Genomic DNA, 18,598 nt, shown 5'->3' on the forward strand with positions numbered 1-18,598 from the left:
GCGCAACCCAAAAGGACAATAACAATGATTATTTTCGGTGTGGCCTTCCTGGCCTTGTGCACGCTGACGGGCATCTTTGTCGGTGAATTGCTCGGCAAGCTCATCGGCGTCCCAGCCAACGTCGGCGGCGTCGGCATCGCCATGGTGCTGCTGATCCTGCTTGGCAGTTATCTCAAGACGCGCGGCCTGTTCACGATGGATTCGGAGCAGGGCATCAAATTCTGGAGCGCCGTGTATATCCCCATCGTGGTCGCCATGGCTGCGCAGCAGAACGTCTATGGCGCGCTGAGCGGCGGCCCGATGGCGATTCTCGCCGGCATCGCCGCGGTCGCCATCGCCTTTGCCCTGGTACCGGTACTCGACCGGATCGGCCGAAAAAAACTTGAAGCCGATGAAGCCAAACCACTGACCAACGAGGGCTGAGCCATGTACGAATCTCTACTCAAGGTCGTTTCCGGCTACGGACTGATCAGCGGCTTCGCCATCATCGGCGCCACCATGTGGTTCTCCTACTGGCTGTCGGACAAGCTCACCAAGGGTCGTCTGCACGGTTCGGCGGTGGCCATCCTCATCGGCCTGTTGCTGTCTTATATCGGTGGTGTGGTGACTGGCGGGCAGAAGGGCCTGGTCGACATCGCCCTGTTCTCCGGTATCGGTTTGCTCGGTGGCTCCATGCTGCGCGACTTCGCCATCGTCGCTACCGGCTTTGGCGTCAGCGTCGAGGAACTCAAACGCGCCGGAATGGTGGGTGTGCTCGCCCTGTTCGTCGGCGTGTTCTCATCGTTTGTTGCGGGCGTTTCGGTCGCCATGGCCTTCGGCTACACCGATGCGGTTAGCCTGACCACCATCGGCACCGGCGCGGTGACCTACATCGTTGGACCGGTAACCGGCGCTGCGATTGGTGCCAGTTCCGAGGTGATGGCGCTGTCCATCGCGGCCGGTCTGGTCAAGGCGATTCTGGTGATGATCGCGACGCCGTTCTTTGCTCCGATGATCGGTCTGAACAATCCGCGTGCGGCAGTGATCTTCGGCGGGCTGATCGGTACTTCCAGCGGTGTTGCCGGCGGGTTGGCGGCGACTGATGCCAAGCTGGTGCCTTACGGCTGCCTGACTGCTGCCTTCTATACCGCGTTGGGCTGCCTGCTTGGCCCGTCACTGCTGTTCTTCATCATGCGCGGGCTGCTTGGCTGACCGGCACGGAGGTGGAAAAGGCGTTGCTGTTTTCCACCTCCCGCGCGTCAGCTTGGATTCTTGAGGCTGTACATGCGGCATTCGGCCAGGAGCGCGAGCAGGTTGGGATCGCGCTCCTTGGCCTTCAGAAACACCACCCCGATATGCTGCTGCAGGTGGTAACGCGCCTGCAGCGGCACCAGTTTGACCCGCGACTCGTAGACCATCCCCACCCGCCCCGGCAGCAACGCATAGCCCACGCCTGAATTGACCATGCTCAGCAAAGTGAAGATGTCATTCACCTGCATCGCCACTTTCGGTACGAACCCCGCCTGCTGAAACACCCGATTGCCGTCCTGGTGCGTCGCAAAACCTTGCGTCAGCGTGATGAATGTGGCGTCGCGCAGGTCGCTCAGGTCGACTTCTGCCTGCTGGGCGAAGGGCGAATCGGCCGGTGCAGCGAGAAAGATGTCATCGGCGAACAGCGGCAGCTGCGCACAGTCCTGGTCATTGCTGACACTCTCGTTCAGCGACACCAGGATGGCATCCAGCTCCATGTTTTTCAGCTTGTAGAACAGGTCAATATTGGAGCCGAGGATGAGGTCGATGTTGAGTTCGCTGCGGCGCAGCTTCAGGCCCATGATCAGCTGCGGAACGGTTTTAACCGTCAGCGAATAAAGCGCCCCGAGCTTGAACCGCTCGGCCGAGAACCCCGCCGCCTCGCGGGTCTGGCGCACGGTTTCGAGCACGTCCTGCACCAGCTTCTGCGCCTTTTCTTCCAGCACATAAGCGCTTTCCAGCGGAATCAGATTGCGTCCCTCGTGCTTGAACAGTGGGCAGCGCAGCGCACTTTCGAGCGAATGAATTGCGCGGTGCACGCTGACATTGCTGGTGTTCAGCTCGGCGGCCGCCTTGCTCAGATTGCCGCTGCGCATGAAGGCCAGAAACACCTCCAGCTTTTTCAGCGTGAGTTCTTCATCGATCTGCATGGCGCTTGCTCAAGGGCGGGTGGCCAATTATGCCCAAAGGCCGGCTTGTGCGTTCACCGGTGGCGAACGCTAACGGCTAGCGTGTTCGGACATGATTTCGGCTCCATTCTGTGACCTGCAGCACAGAAGCGTGAACTTGCACATCGCAAGGGTACAGTTGGCTGATCGTGCATCTTGCAACAGTGACCGTTAAGACGAATACCAGTAAGTCATTGATTTAAAGGATAAAAAAGTCTTTCAGGTGTTGGCACGCAGGATGCTCCAAGTCCGTATCGCCAACAGGCGTAGCGCAACAATTCGAACGCACGGCTGAGTGGGCGCACCAGCCTAGGATATGGAAAGCATGGATAACAGACTGAACGGCAAAACCGAGATATGGGCCGATGGCTATTCATTCATGGAAATGAGCGAGACGTTGTTGGTCGCGTTAGGTATCCGCGCAGAAGAAGCTAAACCTCCCGAGCCAAGTTCGCGCCGTGCCGACCTGGCGTCTTCAACGGCTAAAGAAGCCTGCCCTGGTGTGGGGATCGAACGGTAGCGACGCCCGTTTCGTTTCTGCGGTCGGATTCAAGCTGCTCGCTACCCTATGCTAGCGAGCGGAAGCTGCTGTTGTTTCGTTACCCTATGCACAAACACAACGAGTCGAACCGTGCACCGCGAAGCTGCGGTAAGAGCGCTGCGGCGCCGTCTGCGTTTACTCAACAGTTCAGAGCACGTGTTTGGATATGTACTTCGAGATTTCAACGATCGAAGTCCTGCCGGTGAACTCGAACCTGACCTTCCCCAGTGACGAGAAATACACCTCTAGCTCCGAGTCGAGATCGAAGGTCCCCGACGTCTCCACCGAATAGGCGACGATGTTGTTGTAGGGCAGGGACGTGAAATCCTTCTTGCTGCCGGTGATGCCCTGCACGTTGACGGCAATGATCCGCTTGTCCGTAAACACCACGCCGTCGCGCATGGACTTGTAGGAATCGATCACCTGTTCGTCGTCCAGTAGCAGCGAGCGGACCCGCTCTGCGTATTCATCGTTCTGCTTCAGCTTGAAGAAACCCTTGTTATCGAAATCGATCATCGCTGCGTTCCTCGTCATGGATCGTTGTCGCTGCATGCTGCCCTAGCTGAACGCGGCTTGCCAGAGCGCCCGCGGCCTTGACAGTTGCAGACAGCTTCCGATCAAATGTTACGGTATAACATTTGATCGGAAGCAGGCATGAACAGCAGTAGCGTTGCAGCAAGAATTTTGGGACTGGCCGCCGCGGCAGGTTTGGGCAGCATGTCAGCGTTGGCACAAGAGACGGACAGCGCGGTTCTCGAAGAAGTGGTCGTCACAGCCGATCGCGAACAGGTCGACGCAGAGGGCTACCGGACTCGGCGGTCAGCGAGCGCCACCAAGACGGATACGCCGCTGGAAGAGGTTCCGCAGGCGGTCAGCGTCATCCCCGCCACGGTGCTCGAAGATCTGGACAGTCCGCGTATCGAAAAGGCGCTGGACTATGCGGGCGGCGTGGCGCGGCAGAATGACTTCGGCGGCCTGACCATGTACGAATACAGCATTCGCGGTCTGACCACCTCGGAGTTCTACAAGGACGGCTTCAGCGTCAACCGTGGCTACATGAACCCGCAGGACCCCTCCAACGTCGAGCGCATCGACGTGCTCAAGGGGCCGGCGTCCAGTCTGTATGGCCGTGGTGACCCGGGCGGCACCATCAACATCGTCAGCAAGCGCCCGCAGAACGACAGCTTCGCCCGGCTGGACCTGAGCGCGGGCCGCTGGGATCGCTATCGCAGCAGCCTGGACGTCAACACGCCGCTGGATGAAGAGGGCACGATGCTCTATCGCATGAATCTCGCGGTGGAGGACAACAAGAGCTTTCGTGATTATCGCTCCAGCGAGCGGCAGTTCTTCGCGCCCGCCTTCAGCTGGGAGCTGACGCCGCAGACGCGCCTGCTGGTGCAGGCGGAGGTCATCCGTAGCAGCCAGGTATTCGACCGCGGCGTGGTTGCACCTAACGATCATCTGGGGAGCGTCTCCCGCTCCGACTTTTTCGGTGAGCCCGATGATGGCGACATCGACAACAACAACGAAAGCCTGCAGGCCGAGATCGAGCATGATCTGAACGCCAGCTGGACCGTCCGCCTGGCCAGCCACTACAAACAGGGCCGCCTGAGTGGTGGTGCCACCGAGGCGAGTTTTTTCGAAGACGACGCGCGCACCCTCAACCGTGAGTACCGCTACCGCGATTACGAGTGGCAGGACAGCATCACCCAGCTGGAGCTGCGCGGCCTGGTCTATACCGGCGACATCGAGCACAACCTGCTGATCGGGACAGAATACGAGCGCTTTGCCAAGACTGAAGAAGTGCTGCGCACCCGACCTATTTCGCAGATCGACATCTACCAGCCTGTGTATGGGCAGCCGCGGCCGCCATTCAGCATTGGCTCAGGCGGGCGTAGCACCGATCGCCACGAGTTGATCCATTCCAGATCGCTGAACCTGCAGGATCAGATGCGTTTCAGCGAAAAACTCTTCGGCGTCATCGGCGCGCGCTACGACCATTACGAACAACGGCTGGATAACGAAGTCGCCGGCACCCGTGCCGAGCAAACTCATGAAAAGGTCACGCCGCGCATTGGGGCGCTGTATCAGCTGACACCGGAAGTTGGCGTGTTCGCCAATGCCTCGCAGTCATTCAAACCCAATAGCGGCGCTGATGCGTCAGGCACGGCATTCGACCCGGAAGAAGGCGTCGGCTACGAAGCGGGCTTCAAATTCGACCTGCTTGACAGCCGTCTGGGCATGACCGTCGCTGCCTTTCACCTCACCAAGGAAAACGTCCTCACCGCCGATCCGGTCGACTCCGCGTACCAGATCGCCGCTGGCGAAGTGCGCAGCCGCGGCGTCGACCTGCAGCTGACGGGACAGTTGACCGACGAAATTCGTGTGATCGGCGCCTACGCCTATGTCGACGCTGAAGTCACGGAAGACAACACCCTGGCGCGCGGCAGTCGCTTGCTCAACGTGCCCGAGCACAGCGGCAGTCTGCTCGGTGTGTATGAGTTCCTCGACGGCGAGTTGCGCGGTTTGGAACTGGGCGGCGGGGTCAATTACGTGGGCGAGCGCTCCGGCAACGTAGCGGACAGCGGCTTCGAATTGCCGGGTTACACTTCAGTTGACCTGCTGGCACGCTACAAGGCCACGCAAGACCTTACCCTTGGCGTGAACCTGAATAATGCGTTCGATCGCACCTACTACGAGCGCTCCTACAGCAGTGTTTGGGTCATGCCGGGTGAACCGCGCAACCTCAGCCTGAGCCTGTCGCTAAATTTTTATCACGACCCGGCTCGTTCCCCCGAGTCGGCGTCACAAGGCCACCCTTAAGGAAAAACAATGAACAAGCAACATGCCAAAATCGCCGCTGCACTATTGGCCGCTATGCTGGCCGGACAAGTATCGGCTCACGGCATCTGGACCGCGGAGCGGCGCGGGAACATTGAAGTGATCTACGGTGATGGTGCTGAAGACAACGCCTATGACCCCAAGAAAATCTCCGGAGCCTGGGCAAGCGACCAGCAGGGTAAAAATGTTCCTGTCACTATCGAAAAGCTCGACGACCATGCGCGCCTCAAGCCGCAGAAGTCGCCCGCCGCGCTCAGTGTCGCTTTGGACAACGGCTACTGGACCCAGGCCCCTGACAAGCAGTGGGTCAATGTCGGTGAAACCCAGGTGCCCGACGCGCTGGATTCCGGGCGCTACTACAAGTACACCCTGGCTGTGCTGGAGGAGGGCGCAAAGCTGCCTCCGCTGGACGAGTTGAAGCTGGTCATCGTCCCCAACAGGACCCGTTGACGGTTGAAGCCGGCGAGGAATTGGAAGTTCTGGTCCTGGTTGACGGCAAACCGGCGTCCAACGTCGAGCTCGTCGCCGACTTTGTGAACGCACCCGACGAGGTCGCGACGAAAACCGACGCCGAGGGCAAGGCAAAGATCACCGTGCGCAACCGCGGCCTCAACGTCATTGCAGCGTCTACCACCGTTCCGAGCGATGATCCGGATGCGCGCGTACGTGGCATGTTCTCCTCGCTGAGTTTCGTCGGCGAGAAGCACGAGCACTGATTGAATCGATACCCACAGCAAACCAAGCTTGATTGAAGCGTAACCACCAAGCGTTTCTTGGTGGTTCGCGACGCAGCCAGCGCTCGAGTGCTCAGCGGTAGACCGGCTGTCAGAAAGCAATCATCGTTGAGGTTTTTGCACTATAGGCCATACGGAATCCACATGGGGTCCGTTGGCTCATGCCGATCAGGTCGCGGCGTAGAGCACATAGCCGTCTTAGAGACAGCCCTGAAACAAAAAAGCCCCGGATGAAACATCCGGGGCTTTTTTGCTTTAAAGATGGCGCACCAGGCGGGATTCGAACCCACGACCCCTGCCTTCGGAGGGCAGTACTCTATCCAGCTGAGCTACTGGTGCGTTGCGGGGCGCAATCATACGCATCTCGTCTGCGATCGTCCATGGCGCTTCGGCAGCTGCTCAGCGCGCGGCGCTATTGTTCTGATAGCCGATCGCGGCGTCATCAGGTCTGGTTATGGTGCGTTAATTTTTCCGAACAGGGTGTTGCCCGATGCAGGCCAGCAGGCCTAGCATGCGTTCGATATCTCAAACGCTTTAGCTCGCGGCAGGAACCCTGGGGCTGTCCCTTGCTCTGACTTAACTCGAGCAGTTCCACTGCCAATCGCCATTCCAATCGGCCAGATGGCCTCGGTCCAATCCCGGCACCCTGCCGGCTCTCAGGAGACTGCCATGCAACTCAAAGACACCAAGCTGTTCCGCCAGCAGGCTTATATCGACGGCGCCTGGCAGGACGCGGACAGCGGCCAGACCATCAAGGTCAACAACCCGGCCAGCAACGAGATCCTGGGCAGCGTGCCGAAAATGGGCGCTGCGGAAACCCGTCGCGCCATCGAAGCTGCCGAGCGCGCATTGCCAGCCTGGCGTGATCTGACCGCCAAGGAGCGCTCGCAAAAGCTGCGCCGCTGGTTCGAGCTGATGATGGAGAACCAGGACGACCTGGGTCGGCTGATGACGCTGGAGCAGGGCAAGCCGCTGGCCGAGTCCAAGGGCGAGATCGCCTATGCTGCTTCCTTTATCGAGTGGTTCGCCGAAGAAGCCAAGCGCGTCTATGGCGACACCATTCCTGGCCATCAGAAAGACAAGCGCATCATCGTTATCAAGCAGCCGATTGGCGTCACGGCGGCCATTACCCCGTGGAATTTCCCGGCGGCGATGATCACCCGCAAGGCCGGCCCAGCGTTGGCGGCGGGTTGCACCATGGTGCTCAAGCCGGCGAGCCAGACGCCTTTTTCCGCGCTGGCGCTGGCTGAGCTGGCGGAGCGTGCGGGTATCCCGAAAGGTGTGTTCAGCGTCGTCACCGGCTCGGCAGGTGACATCGGCAACGAGCTGACCGCAAACCCGACGGTGCGCAAGCTCAGCTTCACCGGCTCTACCGAAGTTGGCGCGAAGCTGATGGAGCAGTGCGCCGCGGGCATCAAGAAGGTGTCGCTGGAGCTGGGCGGCAACGCGCCCTTCCTGGTATTCGATGACGCCGACCTCGACGAAGCCGTCAAAGGCGCCATGCAGTCCAAGTACCGCAACGCCGGCCAGACCTGCGTTTGCGTCAACCGGATCTATGTACAGAACGGCGTGTACGACGAGTTTGCGAAGAAATTCCAGGCTGCGGTCGAAAAACTGAAGGTTGGCAACGGACTCGACGAAGGCACCGACATCGGCCCGCTGATCGACGACCGCGCGGCGGCCAAGGTCAAAGAGCACATCGAGGACGCCGTCGCCAATGGTGCACAGGTACTCACCGGCGGTAAGGCGCACCAGATGGGCGGCAGCTATTTCGAGCCAACGCTGATGGTCAACGTGCCGCACAACGCCAAGGTGGCGAAAGAGGAAACCTTCGGACCGCTGGCGCCGTTGTTCCGTTTCGAAGACGAGGCCGAGGGTATCGCCCTGGCCAACGACACCGAGTTTGGGCTGGCGGCCTATTTCTACGCCCGCGATCTGGGTCGGGTGTTCCGTGTGGCCGAAGCCATCGAGTCAGGGATGATCGGCATCAACACCGGGATGATCTCGACCGAAGTGGCACCCTTCGGCGGCGTGAAGTCGTCTGGTCTGGGCCGTGAGGGGTCGAAATACGGCATGGATGACTATCTGGAAATCAAATACCTCTGCCTGGGTCTGTAAGGCCTCAGTTCAGCTGCTCGGGGGGATGGTATTCGCCCCCTCGGGTTTGTGGTTGCTGCGGCTGATTGCTAGGCCGTTACCTCTTAAGCCCTCCCGGAACCGGGTGCCCGGCAGCTTGGAGCGACTGGTCGTCAGGGAGTACCGAGTGCATCGCGCAAGCGATTCGTCGCGGCGACGCCCATTTACCGCTTTCTGTTCCCTGCCACCTCAATGGTGAGCCGCTTCCTACCTTCCATCCCATCTCGTTGCATTTTCTCCAATGGGCGTCGCCCCAGATCTCACTTATGTTTCGAGCGCTGTCGCGGTTATGGCAGTTGCCAGTCGAAGCGATTATTGACAGTCTCTCGACATGCGGAAATGACTCGACTATTCTGCTGTGCGAAACATGATTCCGTGAAATAACAAGTCCAATCATTCATTTCACAAGCGGAGGCCAGCCATGACGGACGCCGTACGGCTCGAACTTCAGGGCGAGATCGCTCTGATCACGGTCAACAACCCACCGGTCAATGCGCTCGGGCATGCCGTGCGCGAAGGCTTGCTGCAGGCCTTTCAGAACGCGGAGGCGGACACGCAGGTGCGCGCCGTGGTGCTGGTCTGCGAGGGCAATACCTTCATTGCCGGGGCCGACATCAAGGAGTTTGGCAAGCCGCCGCAGGCGCCGAGCCTGCCGGAAGTGATCGAGGTCATCGAAGGCTGCAGCAAGCCGAGCGTCGCCGTCATCCATGGCACCGCTCTGGGTGGTGGGTTGGAAGTCGCGCTGGGCTGTCACTACCGCATCGCCCGCAAGGACTCAAAGGTCGGTCTGCCGGAAGTGAAGCTGGGCCTCTTGCCCGGTGCCGGCGGAACACAGCGACTGCCACGTCTGGCAGGTGTCGAGAAGGCGCTGGACATGATCGTCAGCGGCGCGCCCATCGGCGCAGCCGAGGCCGTCGAGCACAACATCGTTGATGAGCTGTTCGACGACGAAATGACCGAGGCGGGTATCAGCTTTGCGCGCCGTCTGCTCAATGCCGACCGCGGGCCGCGTCGCAGCGGCGAGCAAACCTTCGGTCTGGAAGGCGCCGACAACGAGGCGCTGATCCGTGCCAAGCACGCCGAGGTCGCCAAGCGCATGCCCGGGCTGTTCTCGCCGCTGCGTTGCATCGCTGCTGTCGAGGCAGCGACCCAGCTGCCACTGGCCGAAGGCCTCAAGCGCGAGCGGGAGCTCTTTGTCGAATGCCTGAATTCGCCACAGCGTGGTGCGCTCATCCATTCCTTCTTTGCCGAGCGCCAGGCCGGCAAGATCAACGATCTGCCAGCCGATGTGAAACCGCGTGCGATCAACACCGCCGCGGTGATCGGCGGCGGCACCATGGGCGTTGGTATTGCCCTGTGCTTCGCCAACGCCGGGGTGCCGGTGAAGCTGCTGGAAATCAACGATGAAGCGCTGCAGCGCGGTCTGCAGCAAGCCCGTGACACCTACGCGGCCAGCGTCAAGCGCGGCAGCCTCACCGAGGACGCGATGGAAAAGCGCCTCAAGCTGGTCGAAGGCGTCACCGAATACGCGGCCTTGGCAGATGTCGACGTGGTGGTCGAGGCGGTATTCGAGGAGATGGGCGTCAAGCAGCAGGTGTTCGAACAGCTGGACGCGGTGTGCAAGCCCGGTGCGATTCTCGCTTCGAACACCTCATCTCTGGATTTGGATGCCATCGCCGCCTTCACCAAACGTCCGGAAGACGTGGTCGGTCTGCACTTCTTCAGCCCGGCCAATGTCATGCGCCTGCTGGAAGTGGTGCGCGCTGAGAAGACCAGCCACGAAGTGCTCGCCACCGCCATGGCCATCGGCAAAAAGCTGAAAAAGGTTTCGGTGGTGGTTGGTGTCTGCGACGGTTTCGTCGGCAATCGCATGGTCTTCCAGTACGGCCGCGAGGCGGAATTCCTGCTGGAAGAGGGCGCCACGCCAGGGCAGGTTGATGGCGCGCTGCGCAACTTTGGCATGGCCATGGGGCCGTTCGCCATGCGTGATCTGTCCGGCCTCGACATCGGCCAGGCGATTCGCAAGCGCCAGCGCGCGACACTGCCGGCGCACCTGGATTTCCCCACTGTTTCCGACAAGCTCTGCGCTGCCGGCATGCTCGGGCAGAAGACCGGTGCCGGCTATTACCGCTACGAGCCGGGCAACCGCACACCGCTGGAGAATCCCGAGCTGGCGCCTATGCTCGAAGCAGCTTCGGGGGAAAAGGGTATCGAGCGCCGCGAGCTGGATGAGCAATACATCATCGAGCGGACTATTTATGCGCTGGTCAACGAGGGCGCGAAGATCCTCGAAGAAGGCATCGCGCAGCGCTCGAGCGACATCGACATCATCTACCTGAACGGCTACGGCTTCCCGGCCTTCCGTGGTGGCCCGATGTTCTATGCCGACAGCGTCGGCCTGGACAAGGTGCTGGCACGGGTCAAGGAACTGCACGCACGTTGTGGCGACTGGTGGAAGCCCGCGCCGCTGCTGGAAAAACTGGCCGCCGAAGGCCGCACCTTTACCGAATGGCAGGCCGGACAATGAGCGCCGCCCGCCTGCAATCCGAACGCACCATGAGGACCTTCCCATGAACGTCAACTACACGGCCGAAGAGCTCGCCTTCCGCGATGAAGTGCGCGCCTTCCTGACAAACGAGCTGCCGGCGGACATCGCCGCCAAGGTCAAGCTCGGCAAGCATATGTCCAAAGAAGACCACGAGCGCTGGCAGCAGATTCTGGTCAAGCGCGGCTGGTACGCGCCGGGCTGGCCAGTGGAGCTGGGCGGCACCACCTGGGGCCCGGTCGAGAAGCATATCTTTGACGAGGAGTGCGCCCAGTTCGGCGCGCCGCGCACTGTGCCCTTCGGCGTCAACATGGTTGCGCCGGTGATCATAAAGTTCGGCAGCCAGCAGCAGAAAGACCATTACCTGCCGCGTATCCTGTCGGGTGAAGACTGGTGGTGCCAGGGCTACTCCGAACCGGGCGCCGGCTCCGACCTGGCGAGCCTGAAGACCCGCGCCGTGCGCGACGGCGATCACTATGTGGTCAATGGCCAGAAGACCTGGACCACCCTCGGCCAGCACGCCAACATGATCTTCTGCCTGGTGCGCACCGATCCCGAAGCTCAGCAGCAGCGCGGCATCAGCTTCCTGCTGATCGATATGAGCACGCCGGGCATCAGCGTGCGGCCGATCATCACTCTGGACGGCGATCATGAAGTCAACGAAGTCTTCTTCGACAACGTTCGCGTGCCGGTGGTGAACCTCGTTGGCGAGGAAAACCAGGGCTGGACTTGCGCCAAGTACCTGCTGACCCACGAGCGCACCGGCCTGGCCGGCATTGGCGCCTCGAAGGCAGCACTGGCACACCTCAAGCGCATCGCCATGAAGGAAGTCTGCGACGGCAAGCCGATGCTCGATGACCCGCTGTTCCGCGCCCAGGTCGCGGAAGTTGAAATGCAGCTGATGGCCATCGAGATGAGCACCCTGCGCATCCTCGCCGCGGCGAAGGAGGGCGGCGTGCCCGGCGCGGAATCTTCGATCCTCAAGGTCAAGGGCACCGAGATCCGCCAGGCCATCACCAGCCTGCTGCGCAAGGTCATCGGGCCGTACGCGCTGCCATTCCTCGAGGAAGAGCTGCAGCTGGACTACGACGGCGAACTGCTACACGCCGACTACAGCGCATCGCTGGCCGGCGACTACTTCAACATGCGCAAGCTGTCGATCTTCGGCGGCTCCAACGAAATCCAGAAGAACATCGTCTCGAAGATGATTCTCGAGCTGTAAGGGGGCACCGCATGGACTTCAAACTGACTGAAGAGCAGCAAATGCTGCAAGACACAGCGGCGCGTCTGGTGCGCGACGCCTATCCGTTCGAGCAGCGCGAGAAATTCAGCGAGTCGGAACTGGGGTTTTCCGCCGAGTTCTGGGCGCAGCTGGGCGAGCTGGGCCTGACTGCCGTGCCGTTTGCCGAGGAGATCGGCGGCTTTGGCGGCGGCGGCGTGGAAACCATGCTGGTGATGACCGAACTGGGTCGCGGGCTGACCCTGGAGCCCTACCTGCAATCGGTGATTTTCGGTGGCGGACTGCTCACCCATTTGGGCAGTGACGCACAGAAGGAGGAGCTGCTGCCGCAGGTGGCGGCCGGTTCGCTGCAGCTGACGGTGGCGCTGGACGAGCCGCAGAGCCACTACAACCTCAACGACGTGCAGACCAAGGCCGAGTCGGCCGACGGCGGTTATCGCCTGAGCGGCCGCAAGGCTGTGGTGATCGGCGGGCACTGCGCCGGGAAGATCATTGTCTCCGCGCGCACGGCAGGCGCCAGCCGTGACGAAGCTGGCATCAGCCTGTTCTTGATCGACCCGAACGCTCAGGGCGTCAGTCGCCGCGTGTACCCGACCATCGACGGGCGCAAGGGCTGCGAGCTGTTCCTCGACAACGTGCAGGTCGGCGCCGACGCGCTGCTCGGCGAAGTCGGCAATGCTCTTTCAGCGCTGCGCTACCAGCAGGGCCGTGCTATCGCCGCGCAGTGTGCCGACGCGCTGGGCAGCATGGACGAGGCCTGCAAGCTGACCCTGGACTACCTGAAGACGCGCAAGCAGTTCGGCGTGCCGATCGGCAAGTTCCAGGTCCTGCAGCACCGCATGGTCGATATGCAGACCGAGCTGGAACAGGCCACCAGCATGGCGATCCTCGCCGCCACCTTTGCCGATGGCGAAGACAACGACGACCGCCGCCGTATCATCGCCGCCGCCAAATACATCTGCGCCCGCGCCGCACGCAAGGTGGCCGAGGAAGCGATCCAGCTGCACGGCGGTATCGGCATGACCTGGGAATACAACCTCGCCCACCACGCCAAGCGCCTGGTGATGATCGCCCACCAGTTTGGTGACGATGACCATCATCTGAAGGCGTACGCGAAGTTGATGCAGGTGGCGTAACCGGCTGACCGCGTGACTGCAGAACCCGCTCTCAAGAGCGGGTTTTTTTGTCAGAGCAAAACGTTGGCAAGGAACGGCACCGGTAGGGTGGATGTCGCCTTTCACATCCACGCGGGCGGTTTGGCGCGCATTGGTGGATCGGTGGAGCGTGAGCCACCCTATGATCGCAGGCGTGTATAGCGGCTCACGTAGATGATCTGGTTGGTGGCAATGAGGCTACGTCGCCGTTGCCAGTGCACCAGTCTGGCCCTGGTGGCTCTGCTCCAACTCAGGCAGCAAATAATCCGTCCACAACGTTGGCGCGAAGGCTCGGCGGAAGAAGCCGAAGTGGCCGATGCGATCTGCGCCGACTTCACTGGGCGAGATCCGGCGCATGGTCTTTGGCGCGCCGGTATAGAAGCCATGCAACGATTCGGTGTTGCGTGCCGACATCATCTCGTCATCGGTAAATGACAACGACGTCAGCGGCGTGCGCACGGCGGCGAAAGCCTGGCGCATCGGCTCACCTTCGATACCGACCAGATAGTCGGGGTGCAAACACCAGCGCCGCCACTGGCGAATGACGCCGGCGGGCAGGTCGCCCACGGCGCCGATACGGTCCCCCGGAAAGTAGCCGGCAATCGCCGTGAGCGCCGGCGCCAGGCCGTGCCAGAGCAACCAAGCCTTGCGCCGGATCTGCGGGCTGTTCTCGCGCCAGTAGCCGCTGCCCGCCGCAATGGTGACGATGCGGCTCAGCCGTTCATGGCCGTCGACCAGCGGCAGGATCTGCGCGCCAACGCTATGGCCGATCCAATAGATCGGCAACTCGCCAGCGGCTTCCACCACGGTCGCGAGCACCGCGCTACAGTCGTGGCGGGCCCAGTCGAGGATGTCGACCTTCAATTGACGCAGCGGTATCTGGCGGGAGCGGCCCATGCCCAGATAATCGAAGGTGACAACAAGATAGCCCTGGTCGACGAGCCAGCCGGCAAAAGTGGCGTAGAAACCTTGTTTGACACCCATCGCCGGGGCGATCAGCACCGCACCGCGGGGCGCGCCGTCTGGTTGATACCAGTGGCTGGAAATCGGGTGGCCATTGCCGTTGTCGATCGAGCGCTCTTCTGCCTGTATCGTCGCCATCTTGTTGTTCTCCCTCTTCTGGGTTTGCCGCGAGCAATGCAGTATACGAACAGCAGAATATAATTCTAGAAAAATATTCTAGTCGGTTGTGGAGGTTGGATGGCTCGCAGTAGCCGTAAACAGGAAATCTTGCAGGCTGCGCTCGCCTGTTTCACCGAGTGTGGCGTTGAGGCGACCACCATCGAGATGATTCGCGACCGTTCCGGCGCGAGCATCGGCAGCCTGTATCACCATTTCGGCAATCGTGAGCGGATCATCGCGGCGCTGTATCTGGAAGGCATCGGTGAATACGCCGCGTTGCTGGAGGCTGGACTGATCGAAACGCTGGATGCCGAGGCGTGCGTGCGGCTGTTCGTGACCAGTTATATCGACTGGGTGGTGGCGAACCCTGATTGGGCCCGCTTCGTCCTGCATAACCGTGGGCGGGTCGAGGCCGGGGAGATGGGTGAACGGCTGCGCGAGGTCAATCAGGCCCATGGCGAGCGCGTCAGCGCGATCTTGCGTCGACACCGGGAGAGCGGCGCCTTTAGACGGATGCCGGGTGATTGCTTTCTGGCCGTGGTGATCGGGCCCTGCCACGACATGGCCCGCAACTGGCTGGCCGGACGTTCACGTACGGCGCTGGCGGATTGCCGCGAATTGCTCGCGGACATCGCCTGGGCCAGCGTCAGGGCTCAGTGATGGGTTCGTGTGGCGAACGCTTTTGCTGATGACGCTGGATGGCTCCCGGAGCCCTGAACACGGGCCCTTGTCTGGCTGAGCAGCCGGTCAGACGCCCAAACTTTCGATATCACGCGCGAGCATTTCCAACTGGTGCGCCAACGAGCCCCGCAGGGTTTCTTCACTGAGCTGGAACGAGGGCGCGCCGCAGGTCAGCGCCATGATGCTGCCATCGGCCAGGTGCAACGGCACGCCGGCGGCCATTACGTTGCGGTCCCAGTCGCCGAGCGACAGGCAGAAGCCGTGCTGGCGGAACTCGGCAAAGGAGCCGTCCAGAGACTGCTTCATGTTTGCCCAGTCGTCACCGTATTTGGTTTCCAGTGCCCCCATTAGGTGTTCGCGCTCCTTGTCCGGGGTCGCAGCGAGGAAGGCGCGGCCTGCCGCCGTGGTGGCCAGGGGCAGGCGTACACCGGCGTCCATGCGCAGCGTCGAAACCTCGGCCGGCCGGCAGTTTTCGATATAGATCATCGACAACCGGTCACGGCAGGTGAGCCCCACCGAGGTGTTGGTGCGACGCGAGAACTCGTCCATGTACGGTTTGGCCAGCTGGCGCACGCGCAAGTTAGAAACGTAGGCATAACCGAGCGCCAGCACGCCTGAGTCGAGCTGGTACTTTTCCAGCTGCGGCGAGTAGCTCAGGTAACCGAGCTTGGTCAGGGTATAGGTCATGCGCGACACCGTCGGCTTCGGTAACCCGGTGATGCGTGCAATATCCTGGTTGCCCATGACCACCGAGCCGTGAGTGAAGGCACGCAACACATCCAGTCCGCGCGAAAGCGCTTCGACGAATTTGCGGTCCTTGGGAGTATCGGTGTCTTCGATGTTGCTCATGGTTGTGTCGGTCTGTCTGGTGGTAGGGCGGCGGCGCGCACGATAGCAGATCGCCCATTGCTCGGCAGGGCGGGCTTTGCCAAACGGGCAGGCCAGCCTGGGAAGCCGACTGCGGCTACGAGATAAACGCCAATTTGGTCATGATAGCCGAAATTAACGGTCCTGCATTCCGCACAGTAAAACGTTGGTTCGCTTATGGTTAAAAAAGAAGCTATTAGTGGCTTTATCTAGCCTCTTGCCTACGGATAGGATTCAGCGCTAAACGGCCTCGCTCCGTGCGTTTACGGAGTGGCGCCCGGTGGTCTTGGTCGTCTGACAGCTTTCTATATAGAAGTGGGCAATCTCGCAGGCGACGAACGGTTTCTTCCGGTGAGCCTCGCCAGGCGTGGGCTGGGAAGGAATTGAGCTAGAGGAGGCCGACGCCGAAAAGTCACACCGCGCTTGTTGCCAGGGGGGCTTTCTGATATAAAGCAGCGCTCTTTTCTAGGGGCCCGGTTTCTTCGCTTGCCGCGTAGCCGGTAAGACCCCAACGAAACGTGGCGCTGAGCGCCAAATGACATTTGAATTCAAGCGGCCAACCCATGCCGGGTTGGGCATGTGGTTTTAGAGGGCTGAGGCATGTCGAGAGTCTGTCAAGTTACCGGTAAGGGTCCGGTAACCGGGAACAACATTTCCCACGCGAACAACAAAACCCGTCGTCGTTTTCTGCCGAACCTGCAGCATCACCGCTTCTGGGTCGAGTCCGAGAACCGCTTCGTACGTCTGCGCCTGACTGCCAAAGGCATGCGCGTTATCGACAAGCGCGGCATCGACGCCGTTCTGGCTGAACTCCGCGCTCGCGGCGAAAAGGTTTAAGGAGAAATATCATGCGTGACCTGATCCGTTTGGTGTCCAGCGCCGGTACCGGCCATTTCTACACCACCGACAAGAACAAGCGCACCACCCCCGACAAGCTCGAAATCAAGAAATTCGATCCTGTCGTACGTAAGCACGTGATGTACAAGGAAGCCAAGATCAAGTAATTGATCGGCCCTTGAAGAAAAACCCGCCACTAGGCGGGTTTTTTCGTTTTTACAGCGCCGTGTGCGCCATCTTCAGGTTTTGGTGCAGGGGTGAGAGCCGCCCTGTACAGCCGGGAAGGGGCGACTCGTTCGGGCACGCGTTGCATCGAGCGCCCTTGTCGATCGAATGATCGCACCCGCCCCGGTCACCGCTTCGTCAGCCGGCCTTGCGGATCGCGCCGGCCAGGCGCTCGATCATCGCGTCGATGTGCTCGCGCTCGACAATCAAGGCCGGCGATAAGGCAATGGTGTCGCCACTGGCGCGGGCCAGCAGGCCATCTTCGAAACACTGGCGGAACACCTCGTAGCCACGCTTTCCAACGCCGTCGGCGTGCGCTGCGAACTGAATGCCGGCGACCAGCCCGACCGTGCGAATATCGGTCACGTTCGGCAGCTCCTGCAGGCTGAACAGGGCGTCCTGCCAGTAACCTTCGACTTCGATGGCTTTCTGGAACAGGTTCTCCCGCTGGTAGATTTCCAGGGTTGCCAGAGCGGCGGCGCAGGCCACCGGATGGCCGGAGTAGGTGTAGCCGTGGAAGAACTCGATGGTGCTTTCCGGGCCCTGCATGAAGGCCTCATGAATCTTCTCGTCCACCAGCACGGCGCCCATGGGTATCGCGCCGTTGGTCAGGCCCTTGGCACAGGTGAGAATGTCCGGCGTCACGCCCCAGCGCTGGGCGGCGAAGGCCTCGCCAACCCGCCCGAAGCCGGTGATCACTTCATCGAAGATCAACAGAATGCCGTGCTTGTGGGTGATTTCGCGCAAGCGTTGCAAGTAGCCAACCGGCGGCAGAATCACACCGGCCGAACCGGACATAGGCTCGACGATCACGGCGGCGATGTTTTCGGCACCATGCAAGGTGACCAGACGTTCCAGCTCATCGGCTCTTTCCACCCCATGCTTGGGCAAGCCGCGGCTGAACGCGTTGCGCTGCAGATCGAGCGTATGCGGCAGGTGATCGACGCCCGGCAGCAGTGCGCCAAAGGCCTTGCGGTTGTTGGTCATGCCGCCCACCGAGATGCCGCCAAAGCCGACGCCGTGATAGGCCAGCTCCCGGCCGATCAGACGGGTGCGGCTGCCCTGGCCGATCGCACGCTGGTAGGCCAGGGCGATCTTCAGCGCCGTATCGGCCGATTCTGATCCCGAGTTGGTGAAGAACACCCGGTTGAGTCCGGCGGGGCTGATCTGTGCGAGCCGCTCGGCCAGTTCGAAGGGCAACGGGTGGCCCATCTGAAAGGTGGGTGCGAAATCCATATGGGCAATCTGCCGGCTTACCGCCTCGCTGATCTCGCGTCGGCCATGTCCTGCGTTGCAACACCAGAGGCCAGCGGTGCCATCGATCACCTGACGGCCATCGGTGTCCGTGTAGTACATGCCCTCGGCGCGCTCCAGCAGGCGCGGGCTGCCCTTGAACTGACGGTTGGCAGTGAAGGGCATCCAGAAATGTTCGGCGGATGTGGCGTGATCGTGGGCCATGATTGCTCCGGCAAGGCAACGGGTTCGACGGCTATGCTGT

16 protein-coding genes, 1 tRNA gene and 1 pseudogene are annotated in these 18,598 nt (G+C 61.2%); 12 read left to right on the forward strand and 6 right to left on the reverse strand.

Annotation, left to right across the window (positions count from 1 at the left end; genetic code table 11):
• Positions 1-24: 24 nt before the first annotated feature.
• Positions 25-423, forward strand: a complete 399-nt coding sequence (gene madL, locus ALTERO38_RS20290) for a malonate transporter subunit MadL (RefSeq protein ID WP_159969501.1) — start codon at positions 25-27, stop codon at positions 421-423.
• Between the two features lie 3 nt (positions 424-426).
• Positions 427-1,191: a malonate transporter subunit MadM gene (gene madM / locus ALTERO38_RS20295; RefSeq protein WP_159969502.1), complete on the forward strand. Its 765-nt coding sequence runs from the start codon at positions 427-429 to the stop codon at positions 1,189-1,191.
• Positions 1,192-1,238: 47 nt separating this feature from the next.
• On the opposite strand, the gene ALTERO38_RS20300 is transcribed toward madM, so the two are convergent.
• Positions 1,239-2,159 (reverse strand): LysR substrate-binding domain-containing protein, encoded by a 921-nt coding sequence (locus ALTERO38_RS20300; RefSeq protein ID WP_159969503.1) that lies wholly within the window; start codon positions 2,157-2,159, stop codon positions 1,239-1,241.
• 343 nt (positions 2,160-2,502) lie between these two features.
• On the opposite strand from ALTERO38_RS20300, the gene ALTERO38_RS20305 reads away from it, so the two are divergent.
• Positions 2,503-2,697, forward strand: a complete 195-nt coding sequence (locus tag ALTERO38_RS20305) for a hypothetical protein (protein ID WP_148925681.1) — start codon at positions 2,503-2,505, stop codon at positions 2,695-2,697.
• A 168-nt stretch (positions 2,698-2,865) separates the two neighbouring features.
• Here ALTERO38_RS20305 and ALTERO38_RS20310 read toward each other — a convergent pair whose 3' ends face one another.
• Positions 2,866-3,234, reverse strand: coding sequence for a PH domain-containing protein (locus ALTERO38_RS20310; protein ID WP_102837622.1), 369 nt, complete (start codon positions 3,232-3,234; stop codon positions 2,866-2,868).
• Positions 3,235-3,372: 138 nt separating this feature from the next.
• Here ALTERO38_RS20310 and ALTERO38_RS20315 point away from each other — a divergent pair, with 138 nt between their 5' ends.
• Entirely contained in the window at positions 3,373-5,541 is a 2,169-nt protein-coding gene (locus ALTERO38_RS20315) for a TonB-dependent siderophore receptor (RefSeq protein ID WP_178114611.1), read from the forward strand.
• Positions 5,542-5,550: 9 nt separating this feature from the next.
• Positions 5,551-6,275 (forward strand): annotated as a pseudogene (locus ALTERO38_RS20320) (DUF4198 domain-containing protein).
• A 280-nt stretch (positions 6,276-6,555) separates the two neighbouring features.
• Here ALTERO38_RS20320 and ALTERO38_RS20325 read toward each other — a convergent pair.
• A tRNA-Arg gene (locus tag ALTERO38_RS20325) sits at positions 6,556-6,632 on the reverse strand.
• Between the two features lie 330 nt (positions 6,633-6,962).
• Here ALTERO38_RS20325 and gabD point away from each other — a divergent pair.
• From gabD to ALTERO38_RS20345, 4 genes are all read left to right on the forward strand, one after another.
• Positions 6,963-8,411, forward strand: a complete 1,449-nt coding sequence (gabD, locus tag ALTERO38_RS20330) for an NADP-dependent succinate-semialdehyde dehydrogenase (protein WP_159969504.1) — start codon at positions 6,963-6,965, stop codon at positions 8,409-8,411.
• A gap of 439 nt (positions 8,412-8,850) precedes the next feature.
• Positions 8,851-10,956, forward strand: coding sequence for a 3-hydroxyacyl-CoA dehydrogenase NAD-binding domain-containing protein (locus tag ALTERO38_RS20335; protein WP_159969505.1), 2,106 nt, complete (start codon positions 8,851-8,853; stop codon positions 10,954-10,956).
• A gap of 43 nt (positions 10,957-10,999) precedes the next feature.
• Positions 11,000-12,196 (forward strand): acyl-CoA dehydrogenase family protein, encoded by a 1,197-nt coding sequence (locus ALTERO38_RS20340; protein WP_159969506.1) that lies wholly within the window; start codon positions 11,000-11,002, stop codon positions 12,194-12,196.
• 11 nt (positions 12,197-12,207) lie between these two features.
• A complete protein-coding gene (locus ALTERO38_RS20345) occupies positions 12,208-13,350 on the forward strand; it encodes an acyl-CoA dehydrogenase family protein (RefSeq protein ID WP_159969507.1) in 1,143 nt (380 codons plus the stop codon).
• 216 nt (positions 13,351-13,566) lie between these two features.
• Here ALTERO38_RS20345 and ALTERO38_RS20350 read toward each other — a convergent pair whose 3' ends face one another.
• On the reverse strand, positions 13,567-14,469 hold the full coding sequence (locus tag ALTERO38_RS20350; RefSeq protein ID WP_159969508.1) for a serine aminopeptidase domain-containing protein: 903 nt from the start codon (positions 14,467-14,469) through the stop codon (positions 13,567-13,569).
• Between the two features lie 99 nt (positions 14,470-14,568).
• On the opposite strand from ALTERO38_RS20350, the gene ALTERO38_RS20355 reads away from it, so the two are divergent.
• Positions 14,569-15,150, forward strand: coding sequence for a TetR/AcrR family transcriptional regulator (locus ALTERO38_RS20355; RefSeq protein WP_102836427.1), 582 nt, complete (start codon positions 14,569-14,571; stop codon positions 15,148-15,150).
• 87 nt (positions 15,151-15,237) lie between these two features.
• Here ALTERO38_RS20355 and ALTERO38_RS20360 read toward each other — a convergent pair whose 3' ends face one another.
• Positions 15,238-16,020, reverse strand: a complete 783-nt coding sequence (locus ALTERO38_RS20360) for an IclR family transcriptional regulator (protein WP_102836428.1) — start codon at positions 16,018-16,020, stop codon at positions 15,238-15,240.
• Between the two features lie 618 nt (positions 16,021-16,638).
• On the opposite strand from ALTERO38_RS20360, the gene rpmB reads away from it, so the two are divergent.
• Positions 16,639-16,875 (forward strand): 50S ribosomal protein L28, encoded by a 237-nt coding sequence (gene rpmB, locus ALTERO38_RS20365; protein ID WP_019339373.1) that lies wholly within the window; start codon positions 16,639-16,641, stop codon positions 16,873-16,875.
• A gap of 11 nt (positions 16,876-16,886) precedes the next feature.
• Positions 16,887-17,042 carry a 50S ribosomal protein L33 gene (gene rpmG, locus ALTERO38_RS20370; RefSeq protein ID WP_025243687.1) on the forward strand — a complete coding sequence of 52 codons (156 nt, stop codon included), beginning with the start codon at positions 16,887-16,889 and terminating at the stop codon, positions 17,040-17,042.
• Positions 17,043-17,238: 196 nt separating this feature from the next.
• On the opposite strand, the gene ALTERO38_RS20375 is transcribed toward rpmG, so the two are convergent.
• A complete protein-coding gene (locus tag ALTERO38_RS20375) occupies positions 17,239-18,558 on the reverse strand; it encodes an aspartate aminotransferase family protein (protein WP_159969509.1) in 1,320 nt (439 codons plus the stop codon).
• Between the last annotated feature and the right edge of the window lie 40 nt (positions 18,559-18,598).

The organism is Pseudomonas sp. 9Ag, from assembly GCF_902506445.1.
In the GTDB taxonomy this organism is placed as follows: domain Bacteria; phylum Pseudomonadota; class Gammaproteobacteria; order Pseudomonadales; family Pseudomonadaceae; genus Stutzerimonas; species Stutzerimonas stutzeri_AB.

Excerpts from the sequence above, each read along its gene's own strand:
- ALTERO38_RS20375 (WP_159969509.1), bottom strand. The coding sequence starts at position 18,558 with ATGGCCCACGATCACGCCACATCCGCCGAACATTTCTGGATGCCCTTC.
- ALTERO38_RS20360 (WP_102836428.1), bottom strand. The coding sequence starts at position 16,020 with ATGAGCAACATCGAAGACACCGATACTCCCAAGGACCGCAAATTCGTC.
- ALTERO38_RS20310 (WP_102837622.1), bottom strand. The coding sequence starts at position 3,234 with ATGATCGATTTCGATAACAAGGGTTTCTTCAAGCTGAAGCAGAACGAT.
- ALTERO38_RS20315 (WP_178114611.1), top strand. The coding sequence starts at position 3,373 with ATGAACAGCAGTAGCGTTGCAGCAAGAATTTTGGGACTGGCCGCCGCG.
- ALTERO38_RS20300 (WP_159969503.1), bottom strand. The coding sequence starts at position 2,159 with ATGCAGATCGATGAAGAACTCACGCTGAAAAAGCTGGAGGTGTTTCTG.
- ALTERO38_RS20355 (WP_102836427.1), top strand. The coding sequence starts at position 14,569 with ATGGCTCGCAGTAGCCGTAAACAGGAAATCTTGCAGGCTGCGCTCGCC.
- gabD (WP_159969504.1), top strand. The coding sequence starts at position 6,963 with ATGCAACTCAAAGACACCAAGCTGTTCCGCCAGCAGGCTTATATCGAC.
- ALTERO38_RS20340 (WP_159969506.1), top strand. The coding sequence starts at position 11,000 with ATGAACGTCAACTACACGGCCGAAGAGCTCGCCTTCCGCGATGAAGTG.
- rpmB (WP_019339373.1), top strand. The coding sequence starts at position 16,639 with ATGTCGAGAGTCTGTCAAGTTACCGGTAAGGGTCCGGTAACCGGGAAC.
- ALTERO38_RS20335 (WP_159969505.1), top strand. The coding sequence starts at position 8,851 with ATGACGGACGCCGTACGGCTCGAACTTCAGGGCGAGATCGCTCTGATC.
- madL (WP_159969501.1), top strand. The coding sequence starts at position 25 with ATGATTATTTTCGGTGTGGCCTTCCTGGCCTTGTGCACGCTGACGGGC.
- ALTERO38_RS20305 (WP_148925681.1), top strand. The coding sequence starts at position 2,503 with ATGGATAACAGACTGAACGGCAAAACCGAGATATGGGCCGATGGCTAT.
- ALTERO38_RS20350 (WP_159969508.1), bottom strand. The coding sequence starts at position 14,469 with ATGGCGACGATACAGGCAGAAGAGCGCTCGATCGACAACGGCAATGGC.
- rpmG (WP_025243687.1), top strand. The coding sequence starts at position 16,887 with ATGCGTGACCTGATCCGTTTGGTGTCCAGCGCCGGTACCGGCCATTTC.
- ALTERO38_RS20345 (WP_159969507.1), top strand. The coding sequence starts at position 12,208 with ATGGACTTCAAACTGACTGAAGAGCAGCAAATGCTGCAAGACACAGCG.
- madM (WP_159969502.1), top strand. The coding sequence starts at position 427 with ATGTACGAATCTCTACTCAAGGTCGTTTCCGGCTACGGACTGATCAGC.